This is a genomic window from Rummeliibacillus sp. G93, from assembly GCF_023515935.1.
GTDB lineage: Bacteria > Bacillota > Bacilli > Bacillales_A > Planococcaceae > Rummeliibacillus > Rummeliibacillus stabekisii.
On record NZ_CP097314.1, the window covers coordinates 2,290,883 to 2,309,944 of the forward strand.

General features: G+C 38.2%; 23 protein-coding genes. 9 read left to right on the forward strand and 14 right to left on the reverse strand.

Translation table 11 applies throughout. The features are described from left to right. Window positions 1–30: 30 nt before the first annotated feature. Window positions 31–1,236 (reverse strand): ornithine--oxo-acid transaminase, encoded by a 1,206-nt coding sequence (locus M2M59_RS11480; RefSeq protein ID WP_249774626.1) that lies wholly within the window; start codon window positions 1,234–1,236, stop codon window positions 31–33. Between the two features lie 92 nt (window positions 1,237–1,328). Then, the gene (gene pruA / locus M2M59_RS11485) at window positions 1,329–2,873 is read right to left on the reverse strand and encodes an L-glutamate gamma-semialdehyde dehydrogenase (protein WP_147196454.1); all 1,545 of its coding nucleotides are present in this window, start codon (window positions 2,871–2,873) and stop codon (window positions 1,329–1,331) included. 136 nt (window positions 2,874–3,009) lie between these two features. Here pruA and M2M59_RS11490 point away from each other — a divergent pair, with 136 nt between their 5' ends. Then, a complete protein-coding gene (locus tag M2M59_RS11490) occupies window positions 3,010–4,314 on the forward strand; it encodes an AAA-type ATPase lid domain-containing protein (RefSeq protein WP_249774627.1) in 1,305 nt (434 codons plus the stop codon). 115 nt (window positions 4,315–4,429) lie between these two features. Here M2M59_RS11490 and yugI read toward each other — a convergent pair whose 3' ends face one another. After that, window positions 4,430–4,807: a S1 domain-containing post-transcriptional regulator GSP13 gene (gene yugI / locus M2M59_RS11495; protein WP_066789162.1), complete on the reverse strand. Its 378-nt coding sequence runs from the start codon at window positions 4,805–4,807 to the stop codon at window positions 4,430–4,432. A gap of 543 nt (window positions 4,808–5,350) precedes the next feature. Here yugI and M2M59_RS11505 point away from each other — a divergent pair. Then, the gene (locus tag M2M59_RS11505; protein WP_249774628.1) at window positions 5,351–5,587 is read left to right on the forward strand and encodes a hypothetical protein; all 237 of its coding nucleotides are present in this window, start codon (window positions 5,351–5,353) and stop codon (window positions 5,585–5,587) included. A 373-nt stretch (window positions 5,588–5,960) separates the two neighbouring features. Beyond that, complete coding sequence (locus M2M59_RS11510; protein ID WP_066789168.1) at window positions 5,961–6,179, forward strand: helix-turn-helix domain-containing protein; 219 nt, start codon at window positions 5,961–5,963, stop codon at window positions 6,177–6,179. A gap of 181 nt (window positions 6,180–6,360) precedes the next feature. Here M2M59_RS11510 and M2M59_RS11515 read toward each other — a convergent pair whose 3' ends face one another. After that, complete coding sequence (locus M2M59_RS11515) at window positions 6,361–6,621, reverse strand: DUF1871 family protein (RefSeq protein WP_249774629.1); 261 nt, start codon at window positions 6,619–6,621, stop codon at window positions 6,361–6,363. A gap of 76 nt (window positions 6,622–6,697) precedes the next feature. On the opposite strand from M2M59_RS11515, the gene M2M59_RS11520 reads away from it, so the two are divergent. Next, window positions 6,698–7,873 carry a MalY/PatB family protein gene (locus M2M59_RS11520; RefSeq protein ID WP_249774630.1) on the forward strand — a complete coding sequence of 392 codons (1,176 nt, stop codon included), beginning with the start codon at window positions 6,698–6,700 and terminating at the stop codon, window positions 7,871–7,873. 45 nt (window positions 7,874–7,918) lie between these two features. Here the strand turns inward: M2M59_RS11520 and M2M59_RS11525 are convergent, their stop codons facing one another. Further along, the gene (locus M2M59_RS11525; RefSeq protein ID WP_066789177.1) at window positions 7,919–8,125 is read right to left on the reverse strand and encodes a hypothetical protein; all 207 of its coding nucleotides are present in this window, start codon (window positions 8,123–8,125) and stop codon (window positions 7,919–7,921) included. Window positions 8,126–8,142: 17 nt separating this feature from the next. Beyond that, the gene (locus tag M2M59_RS11530) at window positions 8,143–8,733 is read right to left on the reverse strand and encodes a peptidylprolyl isomerase (protein ID WP_066791907.1); all 591 of its coding nucleotides are present in this window, start codon (window positions 8,731–8,733) and stop codon (window positions 8,143–8,145) included. 192 nt (window positions 8,734–8,925) lie between these two features. On the opposite strand from M2M59_RS11530, the gene M2M59_RS11535 reads away from it, so the two are divergent. Together M2M59_RS11535 and M2M59_RS11540 are read left to right on the forward strand one after the other, a co-directional pair. Beyond that, window positions 8,926–10,146 (forward strand): MFS transporter, encoded by a 1,221-nt coding sequence (locus M2M59_RS11535; RefSeq protein ID WP_066789180.1) that lies wholly within the window; start codon window positions 8,926–8,928, stop codon window positions 10,144–10,146. An 87-nt stretch (window positions 10,147–10,233) separates the two neighbouring features. Further along, entirely contained in the window at window positions 10,234–12,087 is a 1,854-nt protein-coding gene (locus M2M59_RS11540) for a transglycosylase domain-containing protein (RefSeq protein WP_249774631.1), read from the forward strand. A gap of 50 nt (window positions 12,088–12,137) precedes the next feature. Here the strand turns inward: M2M59_RS11540 and M2M59_RS11545 are convergent, their stop codons facing one another. The 3 genes from M2M59_RS11545 to M2M59_RS11555 form a co-directional block, all read right to left on the reverse strand. Next, entirely contained in the window at window positions 12,138–12,698 is a 561-nt protein-coding gene (locus M2M59_RS11545) for a DUF5366 family protein (protein WP_249774632.1), read from the reverse strand. Window positions 12,699–12,847: 149 nt separating this feature from the next. After that, window positions 12,848–12,994 (reverse strand): hypothetical protein, encoded by a 147-nt coding sequence (locus M2M59_RS11550; RefSeq protein WP_190323477.1) that lies wholly within the window; start codon window positions 12,992–12,994, stop codon window positions 12,848–12,850. Between the two features lie 64 nt (window positions 12,995–13,058). Next, window positions 13,059–14,570 (reverse strand): leucyl aminopeptidase, encoded by a 1,512-nt coding sequence (locus tag M2M59_RS11555; protein WP_249774633.1) that lies wholly within the window; start codon window positions 14,568–14,570, stop codon window positions 13,059–13,061. Window positions 14,571–14,720: 150 nt separating this feature from the next. Here M2M59_RS11555 and M2M59_RS11560 point away from each other — a divergent pair, with 150 nt between their 5' ends. Beyond that, window positions 14,721–15,191, forward strand: coding sequence for a divergent PAP2 family protein (locus M2M59_RS11560; RefSeq protein ID WP_260320795.1), 471 nt, complete (start codon window positions 14,721–14,723; stop codon window positions 15,189–15,191). 83 nt (window positions 15,192–15,274) lie between these two features. Here M2M59_RS11560 and M2M59_RS11565 read toward each other — a convergent pair whose 3' ends face one another. From M2M59_RS11565 to M2M59_RS11575, 3 genes are all read right to left on the reverse strand, one after another. Continuing rightward, entirely contained in the window at window positions 15,275–15,604 is a 330-nt protein-coding gene (locus M2M59_RS11565) for a YuiB family protein (RefSeq protein WP_066789191.1), read from the reverse strand. Window positions 15,605–15,698: 94 nt separating this feature from the next. Next, complete coding sequence (locus tag M2M59_RS11570) at window positions 15,699–16,190, reverse strand: NUDIX domain-containing protein (protein WP_249774634.1); 492 nt, start codon at window positions 16,188–16,190, stop codon at window positions 15,699–15,701. A 73-nt stretch (window positions 16,191–16,263) separates the two neighbouring features. Next, on the reverse strand, window positions 16,264–16,626 hold the full coding sequence (locus tag M2M59_RS11575) for a HesB/IscA family protein (RefSeq protein WP_147196433.1): 363 nt from the start codon (window positions 16,624–16,626) through the stop codon (window positions 16,264–16,266). A 145-nt stretch (window positions 16,627–16,771) separates the two neighbouring features. Between M2M59_RS11575 and M2M59_RS11580 the strand changes: the two genes are divergently transcribed. Then, window positions 16,772–17,455, forward strand: a complete 684-nt coding sequence (locus M2M59_RS11580; RefSeq protein ID WP_147196431.1) for a DUF2225 domain-containing protein — start codon at window positions 16,772–16,774, stop codon at window positions 17,453–17,455. A 61-nt stretch (window positions 17,456–17,516) separates the two neighbouring features. On the opposite strand, the gene M2M59_RS11585 is transcribed toward M2M59_RS11580, so the two are convergent. Then, window positions 17,517–17,765: a NifU family protein gene (locus M2M59_RS11585; RefSeq protein ID WP_223823599.1), complete on the reverse strand. Its 249-nt coding sequence runs from the start codon at window positions 17,763–17,765 to the stop codon at window positions 17,517–17,519. Window positions 17,766–17,847: 82 nt separating this feature from the next. Here M2M59_RS11585 and M2M59_RS11590 point away from each other — a divergent pair, with 82 nt between their 5' ends. Beyond that, window positions 17,848–18,174, forward strand: coding sequence for a YuzD family protein (locus tag M2M59_RS11590; protein WP_249774635.1), 327 nt, complete (start codon window positions 17,848–17,850; stop codon window positions 18,172–18,174). Between the two features lie 228 nt (window positions 18,175–18,402). On the opposite strand, the gene M2M59_RS11595 is transcribed toward M2M59_RS11590, so the two are convergent. Then, window positions 18,403–18,969 (reverse strand): dihydrofolate reductase family protein, encoded by a 567-nt coding sequence (locus tag M2M59_RS11595; protein WP_249776010.1) that lies wholly within the window; start codon window positions 18,967–18,969, stop codon window positions 18,403–18,405. Window positions 18,970–19,062 lie beyond the last annotated feature (93 nt).

Below are 19,062 nucleotides of genomic sequence, written 5' to 3' on the forward strand. Positions count from 1 at the left end.
AGTTCTACTTCAAAGTTTACTATTATTTTCTTATTTTTTGAAGACTTCACGAATTTTTTCAAGAGCAAAGTCAAGTTCTTCTTTTGTAATAACAAGTGGTGGCGCAAAACGGATTACAGTGTCGTGTGTTTCTTTGCACAACAGCCCTAATTCCATTAGCTTTTCACAGTAAGGACGAGCTTCTGTAGTTAATTCCATACCGATGAATAAACCACGTCCGCGCACTTCTTTGATGTCCTCATGATCAATTTTCTTCAATTCATCCATGAAGTATTCGCCGTATTCTAATGAACGTTCTGCAAGTTTTTCGTCAAGCAATACATTTAGTGATGCGATTGATACTGCACATGCCATTGGATTACCGCCGAATGTTGAACCATGTGACCCTGGGTTGAAGACGCCTAATACTTCTTTATTTGCTACTACGCAAGAAATTGGGAATACACCGCCACCTAAAGCTTTTCCTAAAATGTACATATCAGGATTTACATCTTCCCATTCACAGGCAAACATTTTACCTGTACGTGCAAGACCTGCTTGAATTTCATCCGCAATAAATAGAACGTTATTTTCACGGCAAAGTTCACGAGCAGCTTTTAGGTAACCAGCTGGAGGAATGATAATACCCGCTTCCCCTTGGATAGGTTCAATAATGAATGCAGCTGTGTTTGGTGTAATAGCTGCTTTTAGTGCTTCTAGATCACCGTAATCAACTAATTTAATACCAGGTAGCAATGGACCAAAACCACGACGGTATTCAGGATCTGATGTTAAAGATACAGCTAGCATCGTACGTCCATGGAAATTGCCGTTGCAAGCAATTACTTCTGCTTTGCCATCTTCTACACCTTTCACATCATATGCCCAGCGGCGAGCAGCTTTGAATGCTGTTTCTACTGCTTCAGCGCCTGTGTTCATTGGCAATACCATTTCTTTACCAGTCATTTCACTTACCAATTCATACCATGGGCCTAATTGATCACTGTGAAACGCACGTGAAGTTAATGTTACACGATCTGCCTGTTCTTTTAGTGCTTCAATGATTTTCGGGTGGCGATGCCCTTGGTTCACTGCAGAATAAGCAGAAAGCATATCCATGTATTTATTGCCTTCTGGATCTTTAACCCATACACCTTCCGCTTCGGAAATAACGATTGGTAGTGGCATATAGTTTTTTGCACCAAATTCATTTGTTTGAGCAATGATTTTGCTTGATGTAGTTGAAGTAGTTGTCATTTCTTTTTCCCCCTTGTTTGAGTGAACGCGCTTACAATCCTCTTTTAAAAGGAAGCAGGCAAACGAGTTTGCCCGCCTCTTCATCTATTACATTATAAAGTTTCAGATACAGATTTAGATTGCATATGCAATGTTAAGAAGTCTGGACCGCCTGCTTTAGAGCAAGTACCTGACATGTTGTAGCCACCAAATGGTTGGTAACCAACAATTGCGCCAGTACATCCACGGTTGAAGTATAGATTTCCAACAAAGAATTCTTCACGTGCTTTTTCTAAATGGTCACGATTTGTTGAGATGACAGCACCTGTTAAACCATATTCAGTGTTGTTTGCAATATCAAGTGCTTCATTGAAATCTTTTGCTTTAGAAATTGCTACGATTGGACCAAAGATTTCTTCTTGCATTACACGTGCATCTGGTGCTACGTCTGCTACAACTGTTGGTTGAACAAAGTAACCAACTGAATCGTCTGCAGTACCGCCTGCTACGATGCGGCCTTCACTGTTAGCCACTTCGAAGTAGCTTGTTACTTTCTTAAATGCTGCTTCATCAATTACTGTAGCCATAAAGTTATTGTGATCTGTTGGATCTCCAACAGTTAATTCTTTTGTAAGTTCTACTACGCGATCAAGCACTTGATCATATACATCTTCGACGATTACAGCACGTGAACATGCAGAACATTTTTGACCACTGAAACCGAAAGCAGATTTAACGATAGATTGTGCAGCTAGCTCAAGGTCAGCCTCTTTATCTACAACAATCGTATCTTTACCACCCATTTCAGCGATAACACGTTTGATCCAAATTTGTCCTTCGTTTTGTACAGCTGCACGTTGGTTGATGCGTAGACCTACATCGCGTGAACCTGTGAAACTTACGAAACGAGTACGTGGATGATCAACTAAGTAATCTCCTACTTCAGCGCCTGGGCCTGGGATGTAGTTTACTACACCAGCTGGTAGACCTGCTTCTTCAAGGATCTCCATAAATTTATATGCAATTACTGGTGTTGTAGAAGCTGGTTTTAGTAACACTGTATTTCCTGTTACAACTGCAGCTACTGTAGTACCCGCCATAATAGCGAATGGGAAGTTCCATGGTGAGATAACAACGCCAACACCTAATGGAATATAACCAAATTTATTGTATTCGCCAGGACGGCTTTGTACAGGTTTGCCATCTTTAAGCGCTAACATTTGACGACCATAGTATTCTAGGAAGTCAATTGCTTCTGCTGTATCTGCATCTGCTTCTACCCATGGTTTACCTGCTTCAAGTGTCATCCATGCAGACATTTCGTGGCGGCGACGTTTTGTAATTGCTGCTGCTTTAAATAGAATATCAGCACGAACTTCTGGCTTTACTTTGCTCCATGTTTTAAATGTTGCATCTGCAACTTGCATTGCTTTTTCAGCGATTTCTTTATTTGCTTTTGAAACGCGACCTACTACTTCAGATTTTTTAGCAGGATTATAAGAGACAATTTTGTCTTCAGTTGTAATTCTTTCTCCCCCAACGATCAATGGATAATCTTGTCCAATTTCGCTTTGTACCTTTTTCAAGGCTACTTCATATGCTTGGCGATTTTCCTCTTTTGAAAAATCTGTTAATGGTTCAGTTGTGTACGGAATCATTTCTTAGTCCTCCTTATGTGAGCGCAAAAAAAATTTGCATTACTTTATCGATTACACTTATAATAATGCAAAATAATATTGCGTTTTTCAAGTAAAAATTTAAAAAAATCTAAAAAAATTTTTTAAGGTGATAAAAATGGAGAATCCAACACAGAATCTTTTGCCGTTTTATCAATTTGCGACAGAGCATGCATCAGTAGGCATTCACGCAGTCGATGCACATGGCAAAACGCTGATTTACAATGAAAAAATGATGGAAATTGAAGGTCTTCACTTAGAAGACGTTCACGATCGATCAATATTAGAGTTGTTTCATTTTGATAAAGAAGATAGTACCCTGCTCAAAGTTTTGCAAAATAAAGAACCTATCCAAAATGTGAAGCAAACTTATTGGAATCAAAATGGACAAGAGATCACAACAATCAATGACACATTTCCCATTATCCAAGATGGAAAATTCATTGGAGCAATTGAGTTTGCACGAGATATTACCACACTAGAAAAACTAGTGTATCAACCCATGAGACGCTACGGTGAATCAATTACTTTTTCACAAATAACTGCGGTTTCAGAACCGATGCAGGAAGTGATTAAAACAGCTAAAAAAGCTGTCGCCGCTCGCCTTCCTGTATTGCTTGTAGGCGAATCTGGCACAGGAAAAGATTTAATTGCTGAAGCCATCCATCATGCCTCAACACGAGCAGCGGGAAATTTCACGACTCTCTTTTGCCAGCGTGCAGATAGAGCAATGATTGAACGCTTGAAGAAACAACTGCAAAAGGCTGAGCCTAGCACTATTTTTTGTGAAAGGATTGAATACTTGCCACTTGATTTGCAGCAAGAGTATTTAACATTAGCCGAAGAATATAAGCAATCATCACACCAATTTATTGCAAGCATTGGAAGTGATCCAATTGATCTTATTGCAACAGGCAAACTGCACAAAGAGCTCTATTACTTTTTTGCCTTAACGATAATAGTTCCGCCATTAAACACACGAAGAGAAGATATAAAGCCATTCGTAAATGACTATTTACGAAGGTATAGCAATCGCTTTAGAAGAACGGTGAGTGGCTTGAGTACAGAAGTAGAGCAACTATTCATGGAATATGATTGGCCAGGAAATCTGAAGGAATTAGAAATACTGCTCGACGATATTATGTCTATGGTTACGAACGAAGATGAAATCACCTATGAATTGCTACCACTCCATTTCAAATGGAAAACACAAACATACAGTTCTTCTTCAAAAAGTGCAGACTATTTTGTCGTACAGCAAGAAAAAGAACTACTTCCACTTGATGACTACTTGAGAGAAGCAGAAGAATATTATTTAAATAAAGTAATGGAAAAATATAATCACAATATTACCCAAGCTTCAGCCGCTCTCGGCATGAGCAGGCAGAATCTGCAATACCGTCTTCGCAAAATAAGAAAATAATCTTCTTCGGTGGTTTGTAGCCTACAACTTCCTAGTAAGGCTTGAGAAGAAGTTTCCCCAATTTGCAATCCGAAAAAAAAAGCTAATTCGCAAAATAATATGCGAATTAGCTTTTTTACTTAATACCTGATTCTTCAATCCAATCACGAAGCTTAACCTTTAACGAGTTAAATCCAACTGAATCACTTTCATCTACACGGTCTTGAAGCGATTTGCGTGGGACTGCTTCTTTTTTTCTCATAGGTGGACGCTCTTTTAATGCACGAATAGATAGGCTGATTTTTTTTGCGTCATCATCTACTTCTAAAACTTTTACTTCTACTGTTTGTCCAATTGTCAGAAAATCAGAAATTTCTTTCACAAAACCATACGTGATCTCTGAAATATGCACAAGCCCTTGGGTCGTCTCGTCTAATGCAACAAATGCGCCATATGGCTGAATACCAGTTACTTTTCCTGTAAGCACATCTCCTACTTTATATTTTTTCGCCATAATCCTTCCTACTTTCCGTGACTTCTATATACATTTTTTCAACAAAATTATAGCATAGACCGTTATGTCGAGCAAAAATTCCTCATTTTTGAAAAGAATCCTAAGAAGTATATAATCACTTATTTTTTGGATGGCTACAGCCAGTTTGTAATTGTTTGGCTCAACAACAATGAATATTCAGCTTTGTTATTTTTTTATAAACTTCGGTACTTTCTAATAAATTATTGTTGTAAAATAAAACAATCCTTACTTGAAAGGAGGACACAAAACGTGTCCAATAGGGATCAATTCGCATCAAAATCAGTTTTATACTGGTCGCTACGGGAAGTGCGATAGGCTTAGGCGCTATTTTGAAATTCCCCTACATGACTGGCAATAATGGCGGCTGGATATTGAGTATCTTATGCGGACGATATCATTCAAGCTTACCAGCACAAGCCAAACCTTTTATAGCCATCTTTTCACTACTCTTACCCAAAATCTGTGAGAAGTAGTCATTATTTATTATTTATGATCTTGACAATTTGGATTGTGCTAGGAGGGGTGAAAAACGGTATTGAAAAAGCAAGTAAATGGATGATACCGATATTATTCATGTTTTTCATTGTCCTTGCTGTCCGTTCAATCACACTAGACGGTGCATTTGAAGGAATTAAATTCATGTTTGTCCCAGATTGGTCATATCATACTGGGAAAAAACATTTTTGTTGGCGATGGGACAAGCCTTCTTTAAGTGTCCTTTATTGTCTTGCAAGCTGTTTTTCAACAAATTCCTTTTGATTCTGTATTTTTTATTGGATTCTTGGTTCTTTTGCTATTCAATATTAGTGCCAATTGCTTCATCGTGTTTATACAAGAAATCTACGAAAACTTCTTTAAAGTAGCTTTTAGTAGATTATCAGTGTGTTTGAATTACGCTAGAATTATGTATAAATTGTGAATAGTGAGAGTTGCCATGAAACATATTTTTGATTAAAGGAATTACATGTTATACTATTATTAGGTAATAAATGAGAAGTTTCCCTATTATTTTGATGATAGGACTGCATTATGATTCATCAGATATTGGTAAGACTTCACATGAAGCTCCAATGAGTGGGTGTTTTACTCCCCCACAAAGTAGAGAAAAATTTCCGACAAGGGGTGCTGTTTTATGCAAGATCATCTTTCAACACAATTAGCAAAGTTGAGACAAGAACGTAATCTGACGCTTGATCAATTATCTTTAAAAACTCGAGTAGGCGTTGAAAAATTAGCGCGCTTTGAATCAGGTGAAGAAGTACCTTCAACTCAGACGTTATTAATATTATCAAATGCGCTTGAAGTCCCAGTATCTAATTTAGTAGATGGCCTTACACAGGATGCAGAATAAAAACTTCGCTTAGCAGGTTATTTCCTATAAGTGTATGAAATTAATCGCGAATTAAGGGCACTTACCCCCACTATTTGAATTGTGGGGTCAAAAGCTCGTTCATTCGCCAATAATAAAAAACCAATGAAAACAATTCACTTGTTTTCATTGGTTTTTTTCTTTAGATATAAAGCAGATTCACTTATACTATGCATTTCGCTTCAAATTTAATAGCCAATAGCTTGTACGAAATCTCAACACACTTCTCGATCGGAATCCATTGCTCAAATGACTGTTCATATATATGCTGAATTTTTTTGCCCATTTCAGAAGGATCATCAATATATTGCAGGGCCGCTACTACATCCGCTGCCTCTGTATCATAGCGAAAATCTTTCATATTAAATGGATTCCAAGCCTCTAATGTAAGAATGGCTTTTCTATTCATTTCGATATTTTCCATCGTTTTTCACCTTATTTGCTTTCTTATTCTATTGGATATGATAACATAATTGTAAAAAAAGAAAAGGGGAATTGTTTTGAGCATATTAGATCAGATAGAAAATAGATCTCTTACAAACTCAGTAAAATGGGATCGAATGGCTGAAATTTATCAATTAGAAGACCCGAATGATATACTGCCGATGTGGATTGCAGATATGGACTTTGCTGCGCCTGCCGTTTTAATTGATGCGTTTAAAAAACGCCTTGAGCACCCTGTTTTTGGCTATACATTTGAAGATGCAGAAGGTACTCAGGCTTTTGTTGACTGGGCCAAAAAACGTCATGGTTTTACAATTGATCCATCGTGGATTTTATATCAGCAAGGGGTAGTACCGGCCATTGCAGCAGTTGTAGAAACATTTACAAAGGAAAATGAAGCGGTCATCATCACGCCACCCATCTATCCCCCATTCTTCAATGTACCAAAGAATTTAAATCGTACGGTAAAAGAATGCCCATTGAATGAGGTAGACGGCGTATACAGCTTTAATTTTGAAAAGTTTGACAATATGACGCAACAGGAAGACGTAAAACTGTTTATCTTATGCCACCCTCATAATCCTGGCGGCTTTGAGTGGTCTATCGAAACTCTTCAAGAAATCATCAGCATTTGCGAGAAAAACAATGTGCTAATTCTCTCAGATGAAATCCATGCAGACCTTATATTGGATGGTCGAAAACATACACCTCTTGCTCAAGTTGCAGGCGATGCTAAAAATAGAATCATCACATGTATGGCACCGACTAAAACCTTCAATATCGCAGGTATCCAAGTAGCCATGATGATTGTCTCAGATGAAGAGTTGCGAGCGCGGTTGCGAGAACATATGGTGAAGCATGCTCAAATGAGCTTAAATATTTTTGCCGGTGTGGCACTAAAAGCTTTGTATTCAAAAGAAGGAGAAGAATGGCTAGAACAATTGCTACCCTATATTTCTGAAAATATGGACCTTGCCATTAGCCGTTTAACTGAAATCGAAGGCATTCATATTTATAAACCGAATGCTACATACTTGCTGTGGATTGATTACCGAAAGACAGGCAAAACAGAGGAGGAAATCATGGATTTGCTACTCACAAAAGGGCGATTGGCTCTTGAGCCTGGTTCTAAATACGGCGAACAAGGCAAAGGTTTTTTGCGCATGAATGTCAGCTGCCCTCGTTCACTAGTAGAAGAGGGAATAAAACGGTTCACCCATGCCTTAACATAACAAAAACTCCTGTATTAGTTTTTTACGACTAATACAGGAGTTCTTTTAATGCTGTTTTGAGGAGTTTTTGTCTCTTGCAATTTTTTCTTCCAGTTCTTTTGTCTTCTCGGCATCTCTTCTTGCTTTTCTTCTAAAAAAGTTAAAAACAAGAACACATAACACTAGAATAATAGCTAGCTCAATAACGGCTGGTATATATTCTGACTTATCTTCTGGAAAGTAAAGGAATTCGTTTAATATCCATGCATTCATTTAGTGAACGCCCCTTGTTATTTTTCGACTACTTTAATTGATTGGATGACAATATCTTCTACTGGCTTGTCTTGGAAGCCTACTTTTGCATCTGCAATTTTATCGACGATATCCATGCCTTCTACAACTTGTCCAAACACAGTGTGCTTGCCGTCTAACCATGGAGTGCCTCCGCGCTCTTTATAAGCTTGGATTACTTCTTCTGGGAATCCAGCATCTTGCATTTGGCCAATCATATTTGCTGGCACTTCAGACATGTGCACGATAAAGAATTGGCTGCCGTTTGTATTTGGACCAGCATTTGCCATAGAAAGCGCACCGCGAATATTCATTAATTCAGGGTTAAATTCATCTTCAAATGAGCTACCATAAATACTTTCTCCACCCATACCTGTACCAGTTGGGTCTCCACCTTGAATCATGAAATCTTTAATGACACGGTGGAAAATGATTCCTTCATAGTAACCATTTTTAGCATGTGTTAAGAAGTTTTCAACTGTTTTAGGCGCCAACTCAGGGAATAATTTGATTTTAACGCTGCCTTGGTTCGTGTTCATTTCAACTAATACTTCATTGTCAGCTACTTCATTTGACAATTGTGGGTACAAATTTGACATATTCGCATCTCCTTAAGATTAAATGTTTGTTAATTAAGTTGTGGGGAAAGATACATATATCGTTCCAGTAAATAAACAACTATCATATAGCAATCCTAGTCTATCATAACTAACTTTTTTTTTCATTAGCATTGCTGATGGAAGGATTTAATTTGTATTAATATTACAGAAAGTAGTGAGTATATGAATCCAAAACAAAAACACAATTTTATCATCATGTGGATTTCCAATATGCTTGTTTCCGGAACAACAACGATGATCATGCCTTTTCTTTCGTTGTATATCAACACATTAGGCAACTTTACAGAAGCATACGTTCAAAAATGGTCTGGCTTGATTTTTGGCGCTACCTTTATTACGGCTTTTTTAATGTCTCCCATATGGGGGCGCATTGCTGACCGCTTTGGCTATAAGCCGATTTTGATTATTAACGGTATAGGTCTGTCTGTCAGTATATTCTTTATGGGACATGTTCAAAATGTAGAACAGTTCTTTTTCCTTCGATTGGCCATGGGGGTAGTAACTGGGTTTATCCCAACATCACTAGCCTTTATTAGCTCACAAACACCCAAGGAATCAGCTGGGAAGATTTTAGGGACATTACAAATGGGAAGTGTCACTGGTTCTTTGTTTGGACCTATTGTCGGCGGTTTGCTAGCCGATTCATTTGGCTTTAAATACACCTTCTATATCACTTCTGCTTCTATTGCTACTGCAACCTTACTTGTCATCACGCTTGTCCATGAAATCCGCAAGAAAAGAAAGGTTAATGCTGTCCATTATACACAATTGGAAGTATTACGTGGTATCACTAAACACCGTCTATTATTTAATGTTATGTTAATTACAGCTCTTATTCAGATCGGGAACTTTAGTATTCAGCCGCTATTGTCACTTTATGTATCAGAACTAACTACCACAACTGCCCAATTGACATTCCTTTCAGGGCTGACGTTCAGCGCAACAGGTCTAGGAAACCTGCTGTTTGCTCGTATTTGGGGGCGGCTCGGAGACCATATTGGATATGAAAAAGTTATGCTTATGCTTCTATTAATAGCCGTAGTCTTTATGGTACCGCAAGCCATGGTAACCGCTTTATGGCAACTCGTTATACTTCGATTCTTATACGGAATAGCAATGGGTGGATTGATACCTGCCACAACTGCCTTAATCCGTAGAGAAGCGCCAGTAGTGGTACAAGGCGAAGTGATGGGCTATAATACTAGCTTCCGCTTTTTAGGAAATATCATTGGTCCTGTGTTTGGTGGAATAGTCAGTGGTATTTTTGGCATCTCTTCTGTCTTTTATGTAACAGGTGCCTTATTTGTTATCGCTTGGTTTACCCTTCATTTTGCTCGAAAAAAGGCTGTTCAGCATTTGGAAGATATACTGGAACAAAAATAATTAGAATCTACTGCTACTCGCGAAGGAAATATGCTATTCTTTTAAATGGCTTAATACCCATATTTAAAGAATAAAGGAGAAAATTTCGTGCGAAGAGCAGTAGGTTTTTTTATTGTTTTATGCAGTCTGCCTTTGCTATTTATTCTTATCGGAAAGATTTCAGAAGAAATGCAGACAGCCGAAGCTTTTGAAAAAGAATTCACCTCTACTATAAAATTGGAGGCACCCAATATATTGAATCCTACTGTTTTAAAGGATCGGGACAACAAAACTTTTTCAGAGGAATATACAGAATGGAGAAAGCCGCTCTTATTATCGGATATACCTACATTTATGCAACAGCTGTTCATAAATAGCGAGGATGCGGATTTCTATGAACATATTGGCTTTGACCTATCTGGCATTGCCAGAGCATTTGTCCAAAATAATGAAAACGGCAGTGCTTCTCAAGGCGGCAGCACAATTACGCAACAGTTAGTCCGCATGCGTTACTTGTCTCAGGAAAAAACATATGAGCGAAAATTACTTGAAATTTTTTACGCCTACGAGCTTGAACGTAAAACATCAAAAGATGAAATACTTAATATGTACTTAAATGAAATGTATTTTGCGAATGGCGCATATGGTGTAAATGGTGCTGCTACCTATTACTTTAATAAGCCCGTTACGCATTTATCCAAAGCTCAGATGGCCTTTATAGCAGCCATACCGAATAATCCTACAATATATGATCCGCTTCGCCATTTTGAAAACACGAAAAAAAGGCAAGAGCGCTTACTAGATAAAATGACTGAAAAAGGGATTATGAGCCAACAAGAAGCCCAAAAAGTGAAACGAGAAAAAATTACTTTCGCCTTAAAAAGAAAAATGCAGCTCTACCCTGCCTATAGCACCTATGTGATCAACGAATTTCGTTCACTCGTTGCCTCTAAGGAAGGCTATACGAAAGAACGGCAGTTGGCCAAAACACCGCTCGAGCGCAAAAAAGTAGAAGCAAAACTATCAAAGCGCGTCAACCATTTGCTGAATAAAGGGCTTGTTATCGAGACAGCCTTATCTTCTACTAAACAAGCGATGGATACAACAGCAATTGATAACCTGTTAACTCACTATGGCACCCTCCAATCATCTGCAGTGGTTATCTATAATGATACCCGTGAGATTGTGAGTATTTATGGGGGAAAGCATTATAGAAAGTATGACTTTAACCGCAGTTACCAAGCGGCTCGGCAACCAGGATCAGCATTCAAACCACTTATAGATTATGCACCGTATTTTGAAAAGACGAAAGCAACACCTAATACAATTGTGAGCGGAGCTCCTTATTGTATTGGCAATTACTGTCCCAAAAACTATGGTGGTCAAGTACTTGGCAATGTGACCATCCAACAAGGCTTTAGATATAGCTACAATACAGTAGCTATCCGGTTATTAGCACAAGTGGGGATAGCCCCAGCTTTCCAATACTTAAAGCCACTCCATTTACCAATCGGTAAAGAGGATTATGAATATCCATCTGCTCTTGGAGGCTTGACACACGGCCTTACCACTGCAGATCTAGCAAGTGCCTATACGAGCTTTATAGATGGAGATTACCGGACACCACACACAATTCGGAGTGTGAAAGACCAAAACGGCCACCTCTTATATAAATGGAAAAGTCCTTCGAGGAATGTCTGGTCTCCAAGCACTGTTGAACATATCCGCTTTTTAATGGCTGATGTTGTCAAGAACGGGACAGGTGCTGGTATTCATGTAGACGCTCCTTATGTAGGTGCGAAAACAGGTACTACAAACGATTATCGTGATTACTGGCTCGCTGGTTTGACCGACCGTTATACCGCTGCTGTATGGATTGGCTATGACCAACCGCAAAACATGCAAGCATTAGAATCTGCTAAAGTCCATCACCGCATTTTCTCAAAAATCATGCAACCATAAAAAGAGCACGTTGAATGGTCAAACATCATTCAATGTGCTCTTTCCTTACCTTATGAAAATGGCAAACTCGAAACAATGCCGTTGTATAGTTTAAATACGACATAGACAATCAATGCTAAAAAGATAAGCCAAATAGTTAATTCAAAAAGCATTACACCGACTGTCGCGCCAAGAGTCATATGGTTGCTCAGTTTGTAGATGACATAAACAAAATAAATAAACACGGTCAAGACAAAAATAAGTGCCAATAGCCAAAAAGACGAAATTCCTACCGCAGAAGCAATGCCACCAAAGAAAAAAATAACATACCCCCCACGTGCTTCATGCACCGTCTTGCCTTCCGCATCCTTTGAGAAAAATAGCATGGCTAATTCATGAATTGTCTCACCTATTAATTTAAATGCAGCTAGCACCATAAAATAAACTAAAGCAAAGACAATCAATAGAAAAATACGCAGTTGGATTTCTGATAAAAACTCTCGCATTCCTGAATAAATCCCTACTGATTTAAATAAAGTTAGAGATTCAGTCACTGTAAAAAGCCCGAAGGTCAAACTAAATAATATAATGGTAATGAACGGCAAATATCCGTATACATATGGGTTTCTCATTTCAATAAATTCCTTTAATCAATCGATTTTTCACACTATACCATAATAGCTAATTTTACCCGTTGCTTTCAACCCATCTATATGTAAAGTTTGGTAAACTAAAAAGCTTCCATCCTATCAAACAATGATAGAATAGAAACTTTTTATTTTTACCACCAGTAAGGTCTTCTATAAACTGGATAGAATGGTCTACGATATACTGGATACGGACGGAAAGCCGAGCCCACAAAACTACCTAAAAAACCACCTAAGAACGGCCCGCCGAAACCTCCATAACCAAACCCGAATGGATACATCATGCTCCCTCCTCTCTGTATTATCTTATGAGAAGGGATAGTGCTTGATTAGGATTTGGCCTATTTATTCCTCTGTACTATTAGCGAGTTGATCAATAAATGTTGCGAGGGTTCTTACCATAACGCCTGTGCCGCCTTTAGGACCGAAATCATATGCACTCATCGCATCTGAAGTCCCTGCGATATCTAAGTGAATCCACGGTGTGTCGCCAACGAATTCACCGATAAATCCGCCACCAAAAATCATGTGGCCATCACCGCCAGGAGAATTATTCAAATCTGCCACATCACTTTTCCGAATACGCTTTTTATCATTTTCTGTTAAAGGAAGCTGCCATACAAATTCGTCTGTTTTGTTTGCCGCTTCTACAAAAGAACGATAGAAGGCTTCATCATTAGTAAGAGCACCCGTTTTATCATAACCAAGTGCAGTGATTACGCCACCTGTAAGAGTCGCTAAATCTATGAGCGTATTGGCACCTTGTTGTTTCGCATAAGCTACTGCATCTGCAAGTACAAGACGGCCTTCTGCATCTGTATTCAAAATTTCTACTGTTTTGCCGCTGAAAGTAGTAATGACATCATCCGGCTTAAACGCCTCGCCAGAAATCATGTTATCGGTAGATCCAATGACGCCAATAACATTCTTGTTTGGACGCATTTCACCGACAATACGCATAGCACCAAGAACGGCAGCTGCTCCGCCCATATCACCTTTCATGCCAACGATGCCCGTTTTTGTTTTAAGAGAGTAACCGCCAGTATCAAATGTTACACCTTTACCGACCAGTCCAATGACATCTTCCCATTGTTCTGTTGCTTGGTATTTTAATGTAATCATGCGAGGCTCTTCTTTTGATCCTTTATTGACAGCAAGAATTGCACCCATGCCCAATTCCTCTAGTTGGGCTTTATCTAGTATTTCTACTTCCAAATTATATTCTTTTGCCAATTCAACTGCATAGTCTGCTAATTTTGTAGATGTCAGCAAATTCCCTGGCCTATTGATCAGTGTACGCGCCTCATTTACAGCAGCCGCATAGACCTCTCCTTTATGATATCCTGCAAAAACTTTTTCAGGTTCTGCATCTGTAATAAAGCTGATTTGTTCAATTGTGATATCCTGCTCATTGCTTGTGGTTTTATAATTTTCAACAGTATAACTCCCCATCACAATGCCTTCAGCAGCTAAATTAGAAACTTCTTCAGGAAGAATTTCATCTGTTGTAAAGGAGTCTGCCCATAGGGAAATTTTACTTGCTTTCATCTTATGTAGAGCTTTTCCTGCTAAACCAAATCCCGCGCGTAATGTTTCCTTTGAAAGGGATTTACGATTGCCAAGTCCGATAAACAAAAGGCGTTTTACCTTTGCTTCTTTTGTAAATACAGGAATCTTTGTAATTGATTTTGTATCTGTTTGTATATCGCCGCTTTTTACCCATTCTTCCATGGGTTCACCGAAGAATTGTACAAATTCAGCCCATTTCTCTACATTTTCTTGATTTTTTGACACACCAACAATCAGAACGTCCGAATCTACAGTCGCAAAACTTTTGATTTCTTGTGTAATCTGCATACTTTTCACTCTTTTCTATTATTATTTTCTCAATTCATTATAGCAAAGTATTTCAATTTACGAAATGTTCGCAATAGGGTTGCTTAGAAATGAAGTAGAAAAAGCCTTATGGTATAGTAAAGATATAACTGCTAAAAGGTGATGATACATTTGGAATTTTTACAAAGCACACCATTAATATCCGCTTTACTGGCCATCTTTATCGCACAGTTTGTGAAAATCCCTATTCACTTTATAGCAACAAGGGAAGTAGACTTTGGCCTATTCACATCTACAGGAGGCATGCCGAGCTCGCACTCCGCGGCTGTATCATCTCTTACAACCGCTATTGCATTTGAACACGGTATTACATCCTCACTCTTTGCTGTTTCAGCTGTCTTTTCCATTATTGTCATGTTCGATGCTACAGGCATTCGTTATCAAGCAGGACAGCAAGCTATTGTCATTAATCAAATGCGTAAGGATTTGCAAACCTTTGTCGAAAAGGCAAAGACGTTACCAGAAAAAAATGGTCAGGAAAAGATGGAAGATTTGAAAACATTGCTTGGCCACCGTCCGATTGAAGTCTTTTTCGGCTGCTTATTGGGCATACTCTTATCTTGTATCATTTATTACTTTTAATTGCCCATATAAAAAGAGATGTCAAACGCCATTCCCCTGGCGTTTGACATCTCTTTTCGATTTTAACGATATAGATTACATAATTAAAACATTTGATAGCCCATTTTACGCAGAATCTTCATGACTATTCCTGCAATAATAGCACCCACTAACCCGCTAGCAAGAATTAAAATATCAGCGAGTTGCAAAGATGCCAAGCGGTGGCCCAATGCTGGAAATGCTGTGCCCGCTTTGAAGAAATAATCTAAAAAGCTTACATTATCTACAATAAAGATCACGACAATTGGATATAAGAATGCCATAAACCATGTAGCACGCAGCAACATATTTAGCAAGAAGCCGATGCCAAAAAACATTACTATAAAAATGAGCATCGATAGTATTAATTGGATAATTGAAAATCCACCAGTCATCTGTTTATTCCTCCATATTCTCTCACATTAGTGTAACTGATAGAGACAATGGTTTCAATGACTTGGTGGTTTTTTCTTACTAGATGCGATTTTACTAGAAGTACAATTTGTAGTCGGTATAGCCAAAAATATTATCGCTTTCCAGCTTTTCTAGCGTTGCCGGTTTAGCTTCTAATGCAGAGTCCACTAATTCTAAAATCATAAGAGATGTACGCGTATCGTTTTTCAATGCTTCCGGCGACATCCACTTTACATCATATAATTCATCCAACTGTACTTTGATTGAATGCTCCAGGGTATTTGCTGTTAAATAAAAAACTACCATATTATCGCTAATGTCATTTCTAAGAACGCCTGTCCGCAGACCCAGCAATCCCTGTAGTGAAGCTTCGATTCCTGTTTCTTCTTTTAATTCACGATGGCATGCTTGGTCAAGTGTCTCGCCTGGTTGGACAAACCCGGCTGGCAATGACCACATGCCATCAAGCCCACCGTACCGTTTCATTACAACGAGCCATTCACCGTTTTCATTCTCAACTAACCCGGCAACACCAAGCCAAACCTTCCCCCGATCTTTGTTACTCATTTAATCCCCCCATGTTTAAAGAAGGCCTATCGCTGTGCGAACACAACCAATAGGCCTTTTGTTATATTAGACATTAACAATTTTCAGGAGTTCCTGTAACTTTTGCTGTTCGGAACGATGAGCCGCAGCCACATGATGCAATGGCATTTGGATTGTCGATGGTAAATCCGCCACCCATAAGCGATTGTTTAAAATCAATGGTTGTTCCTTGAATAATTGGTGCATCTTCACTTGAAACAATAACTTGTAGTCCTTGTATTTCAAGAAGCTGGTCTCCCTCTTGACGGTCGCGTTCAAAGCCCATTGCATAGGAAAGGCCGCTACAACCGCCGCCTTTTACGGCTACACGTAAGAAAGATCCCTCTTCCTTATTGTTTCGCATCATTTCTTTAATATGAAATGCTGCTGCTTCTGTAATATTCACAACTTGTGTCATCCGTATCCACCTCTTTCTTATATATTCATCATATCAATTTTTGCCGTATCAGTAAAACGCTAACGCTCACAAAAAAATCAAATTTTCTTTTACACGTTTATGATATAATTCTACTATATTCACTATTAGAAATGGGGCTATTGCTATGGAGCTTTCTCCTTATTACGAAAAGCAAATAGAGTGTTTGCACTGCAAGCAACAATTTAAGACGATGAAAGTTCGTTCTAATTTCATAAAAGTAAAAGAAAATGAAAGTGATTTTCGCCCCATTTATGAAAATGACGTTAATCCATTATTTTATAATGTATTTGTATGTGAACATTGCGGTTTTTCTTTCACGGAAGATTTTTCAAAATATTTTGCACCTGGCGTCAAAGAAACTCTTGACCAGCATATTTCTGCACATTGGAAAAAGCACAGCTTTGCGGGCGAACGTTCGATTGCCGATGCACTTCAAGCCTATCAGCTTGGTCTAGTTTGCGGTAATTATAAAAAAGAAAAACATATTACATTAGCAGGGTTAGCTTTACGAATAGCCTGGCTATATAGAATGAGCAACCAAACAGAAATGGAGATCAGATTTATGAAAATTGCTAGAGAGCAATATATCGAATCTTATTCTGTAGAGGATTATAAGGGAACATCTATGAACGAGCTCCGGGTACTCTATCTTATTGCAGAGATATCAAGGCGTATGAGAGATAAAGAGCAGGCAATACGCTACTTCTCTAAAGTTATTGAGAAACAACGTCTATTTAATGAGCCTAAGATTTTGGAAATGGCCAAAGACCAGTGGCAACGTATGCGTGAGGAAAAAGAAAGTTCATAAATAAAATAACAGGCTATCCATAACCAGCATTGACCGGTTCATGGATAGCCTTATACATTCATTAGAATACTTGTTCTACTTCTACAACTCCAGGTACTTCCTCTAAAAGTGCGCGTTCAATGCCTGCTTTTAGTGTGATGGTAGAACTTGGGCAGCTACCGCATGCTCCAAGCAGACGCAATTTTACAATACCGTCTTCTACATCAACAAGTTGGCAGTCCCCGCCGTCACGAAGAAGGAATGGGCGCAATTTATCTAAAACCTCTTGAACTGAGTTAAACATTTCTGATTCTTGCACATGTTCTGTCATTTACTATCGACTCCTTTCCCTAAAATTATTATAATGTTTATAAGGTAAAAAATCCAATAAAGAAATGCGAGGCTTAATGGTAATGGAAAATCATTCTATTGCAATAGAAGTGTATGGCGCAAGCACCCAATGTGCCAGCTGTGTCAATGCACCATCTTCCAAGGATACGTATGAATGGCTTCAAGCGGCAATTGATCGCAAATACGAACAACCGCTATACACCATCTCCTATATTGATATCGAAAAACCAATTGAGAATGCACGCCACAAAGAATGGGCTGAGCGCATTTTAAATGATGAGTTCTTTTACCCACTTGTGCTAATTAATAATGAAGTAATCGGCGAGGGTTATATTCAATTAAAACCAATCTATAAAGAGCTTGAACGATTAGGATTCCAGCAAGCCTAGGCTGTTGGGGTTCTTTTTTTATACCTAAATCTTAAACATGTTGTTATTGCTAAGTGCTTGTGGTGTGTCTATAGAAAATATAAAAGAAACTACAATAGACGCAAAAGATAATAAACTTCTTTCTAAGTACTGCGATGTAAAGAAATTTTATAATAAACAGGATTTAAGTTATAATATTGCAACTGGCCCAATGAAATTAGAAATCAGAGGCATCATACGCGTTAATTACTATCGTGTATAACGGTAAATTAGTTGCACCACACCAGAAGAGAATGTTCTGGTGTCAACCAGGTTTAAATTCAATCTCTGTTTTATTTCAATGAACATGGGTTTTCCTTCACCTAAGATAACTGGATGAATAGATAATCTAAACTCATCAACAAGCCCTAAATTTATGAAAGTTGTAATAAGACTTGCTCCCCCATACAGCCAGATGTCTTTTCCAGGCTCATTCTTCAGTTTATTCACTTCTTCAGCGATATTTTCATTTATAAACATTACTTCATTATTAGCTTCTCTTTTTGTTCTAGAAAACACATACTTCTCTTTGCTATGGATCATTTCCCAAATTTCTTTTTCGGAATCTGAGTCATTGTCTTTAGGAATATATTGTCCCCATAAATCGTAGCTTTTTCTACCATATAAAATAGTATCAATTTGATTCAAGAAACTAGTAAACTCCATATCAGGATCCATAATGCACCAGTCAACTTCTCCATTTTTCCCTTCAATAAAACCATCTAATGTAACTGCTAAATCTAAAATAATTCTTCTTTGCTTCGCGTTAATCACCATAACTCTTCCACCTATTCCATTCATATATTTCTTCTGTACTGCATCTAATTTTAAAGAATAAAATCAATCATTCCTTTATCGCATGAATTCAAA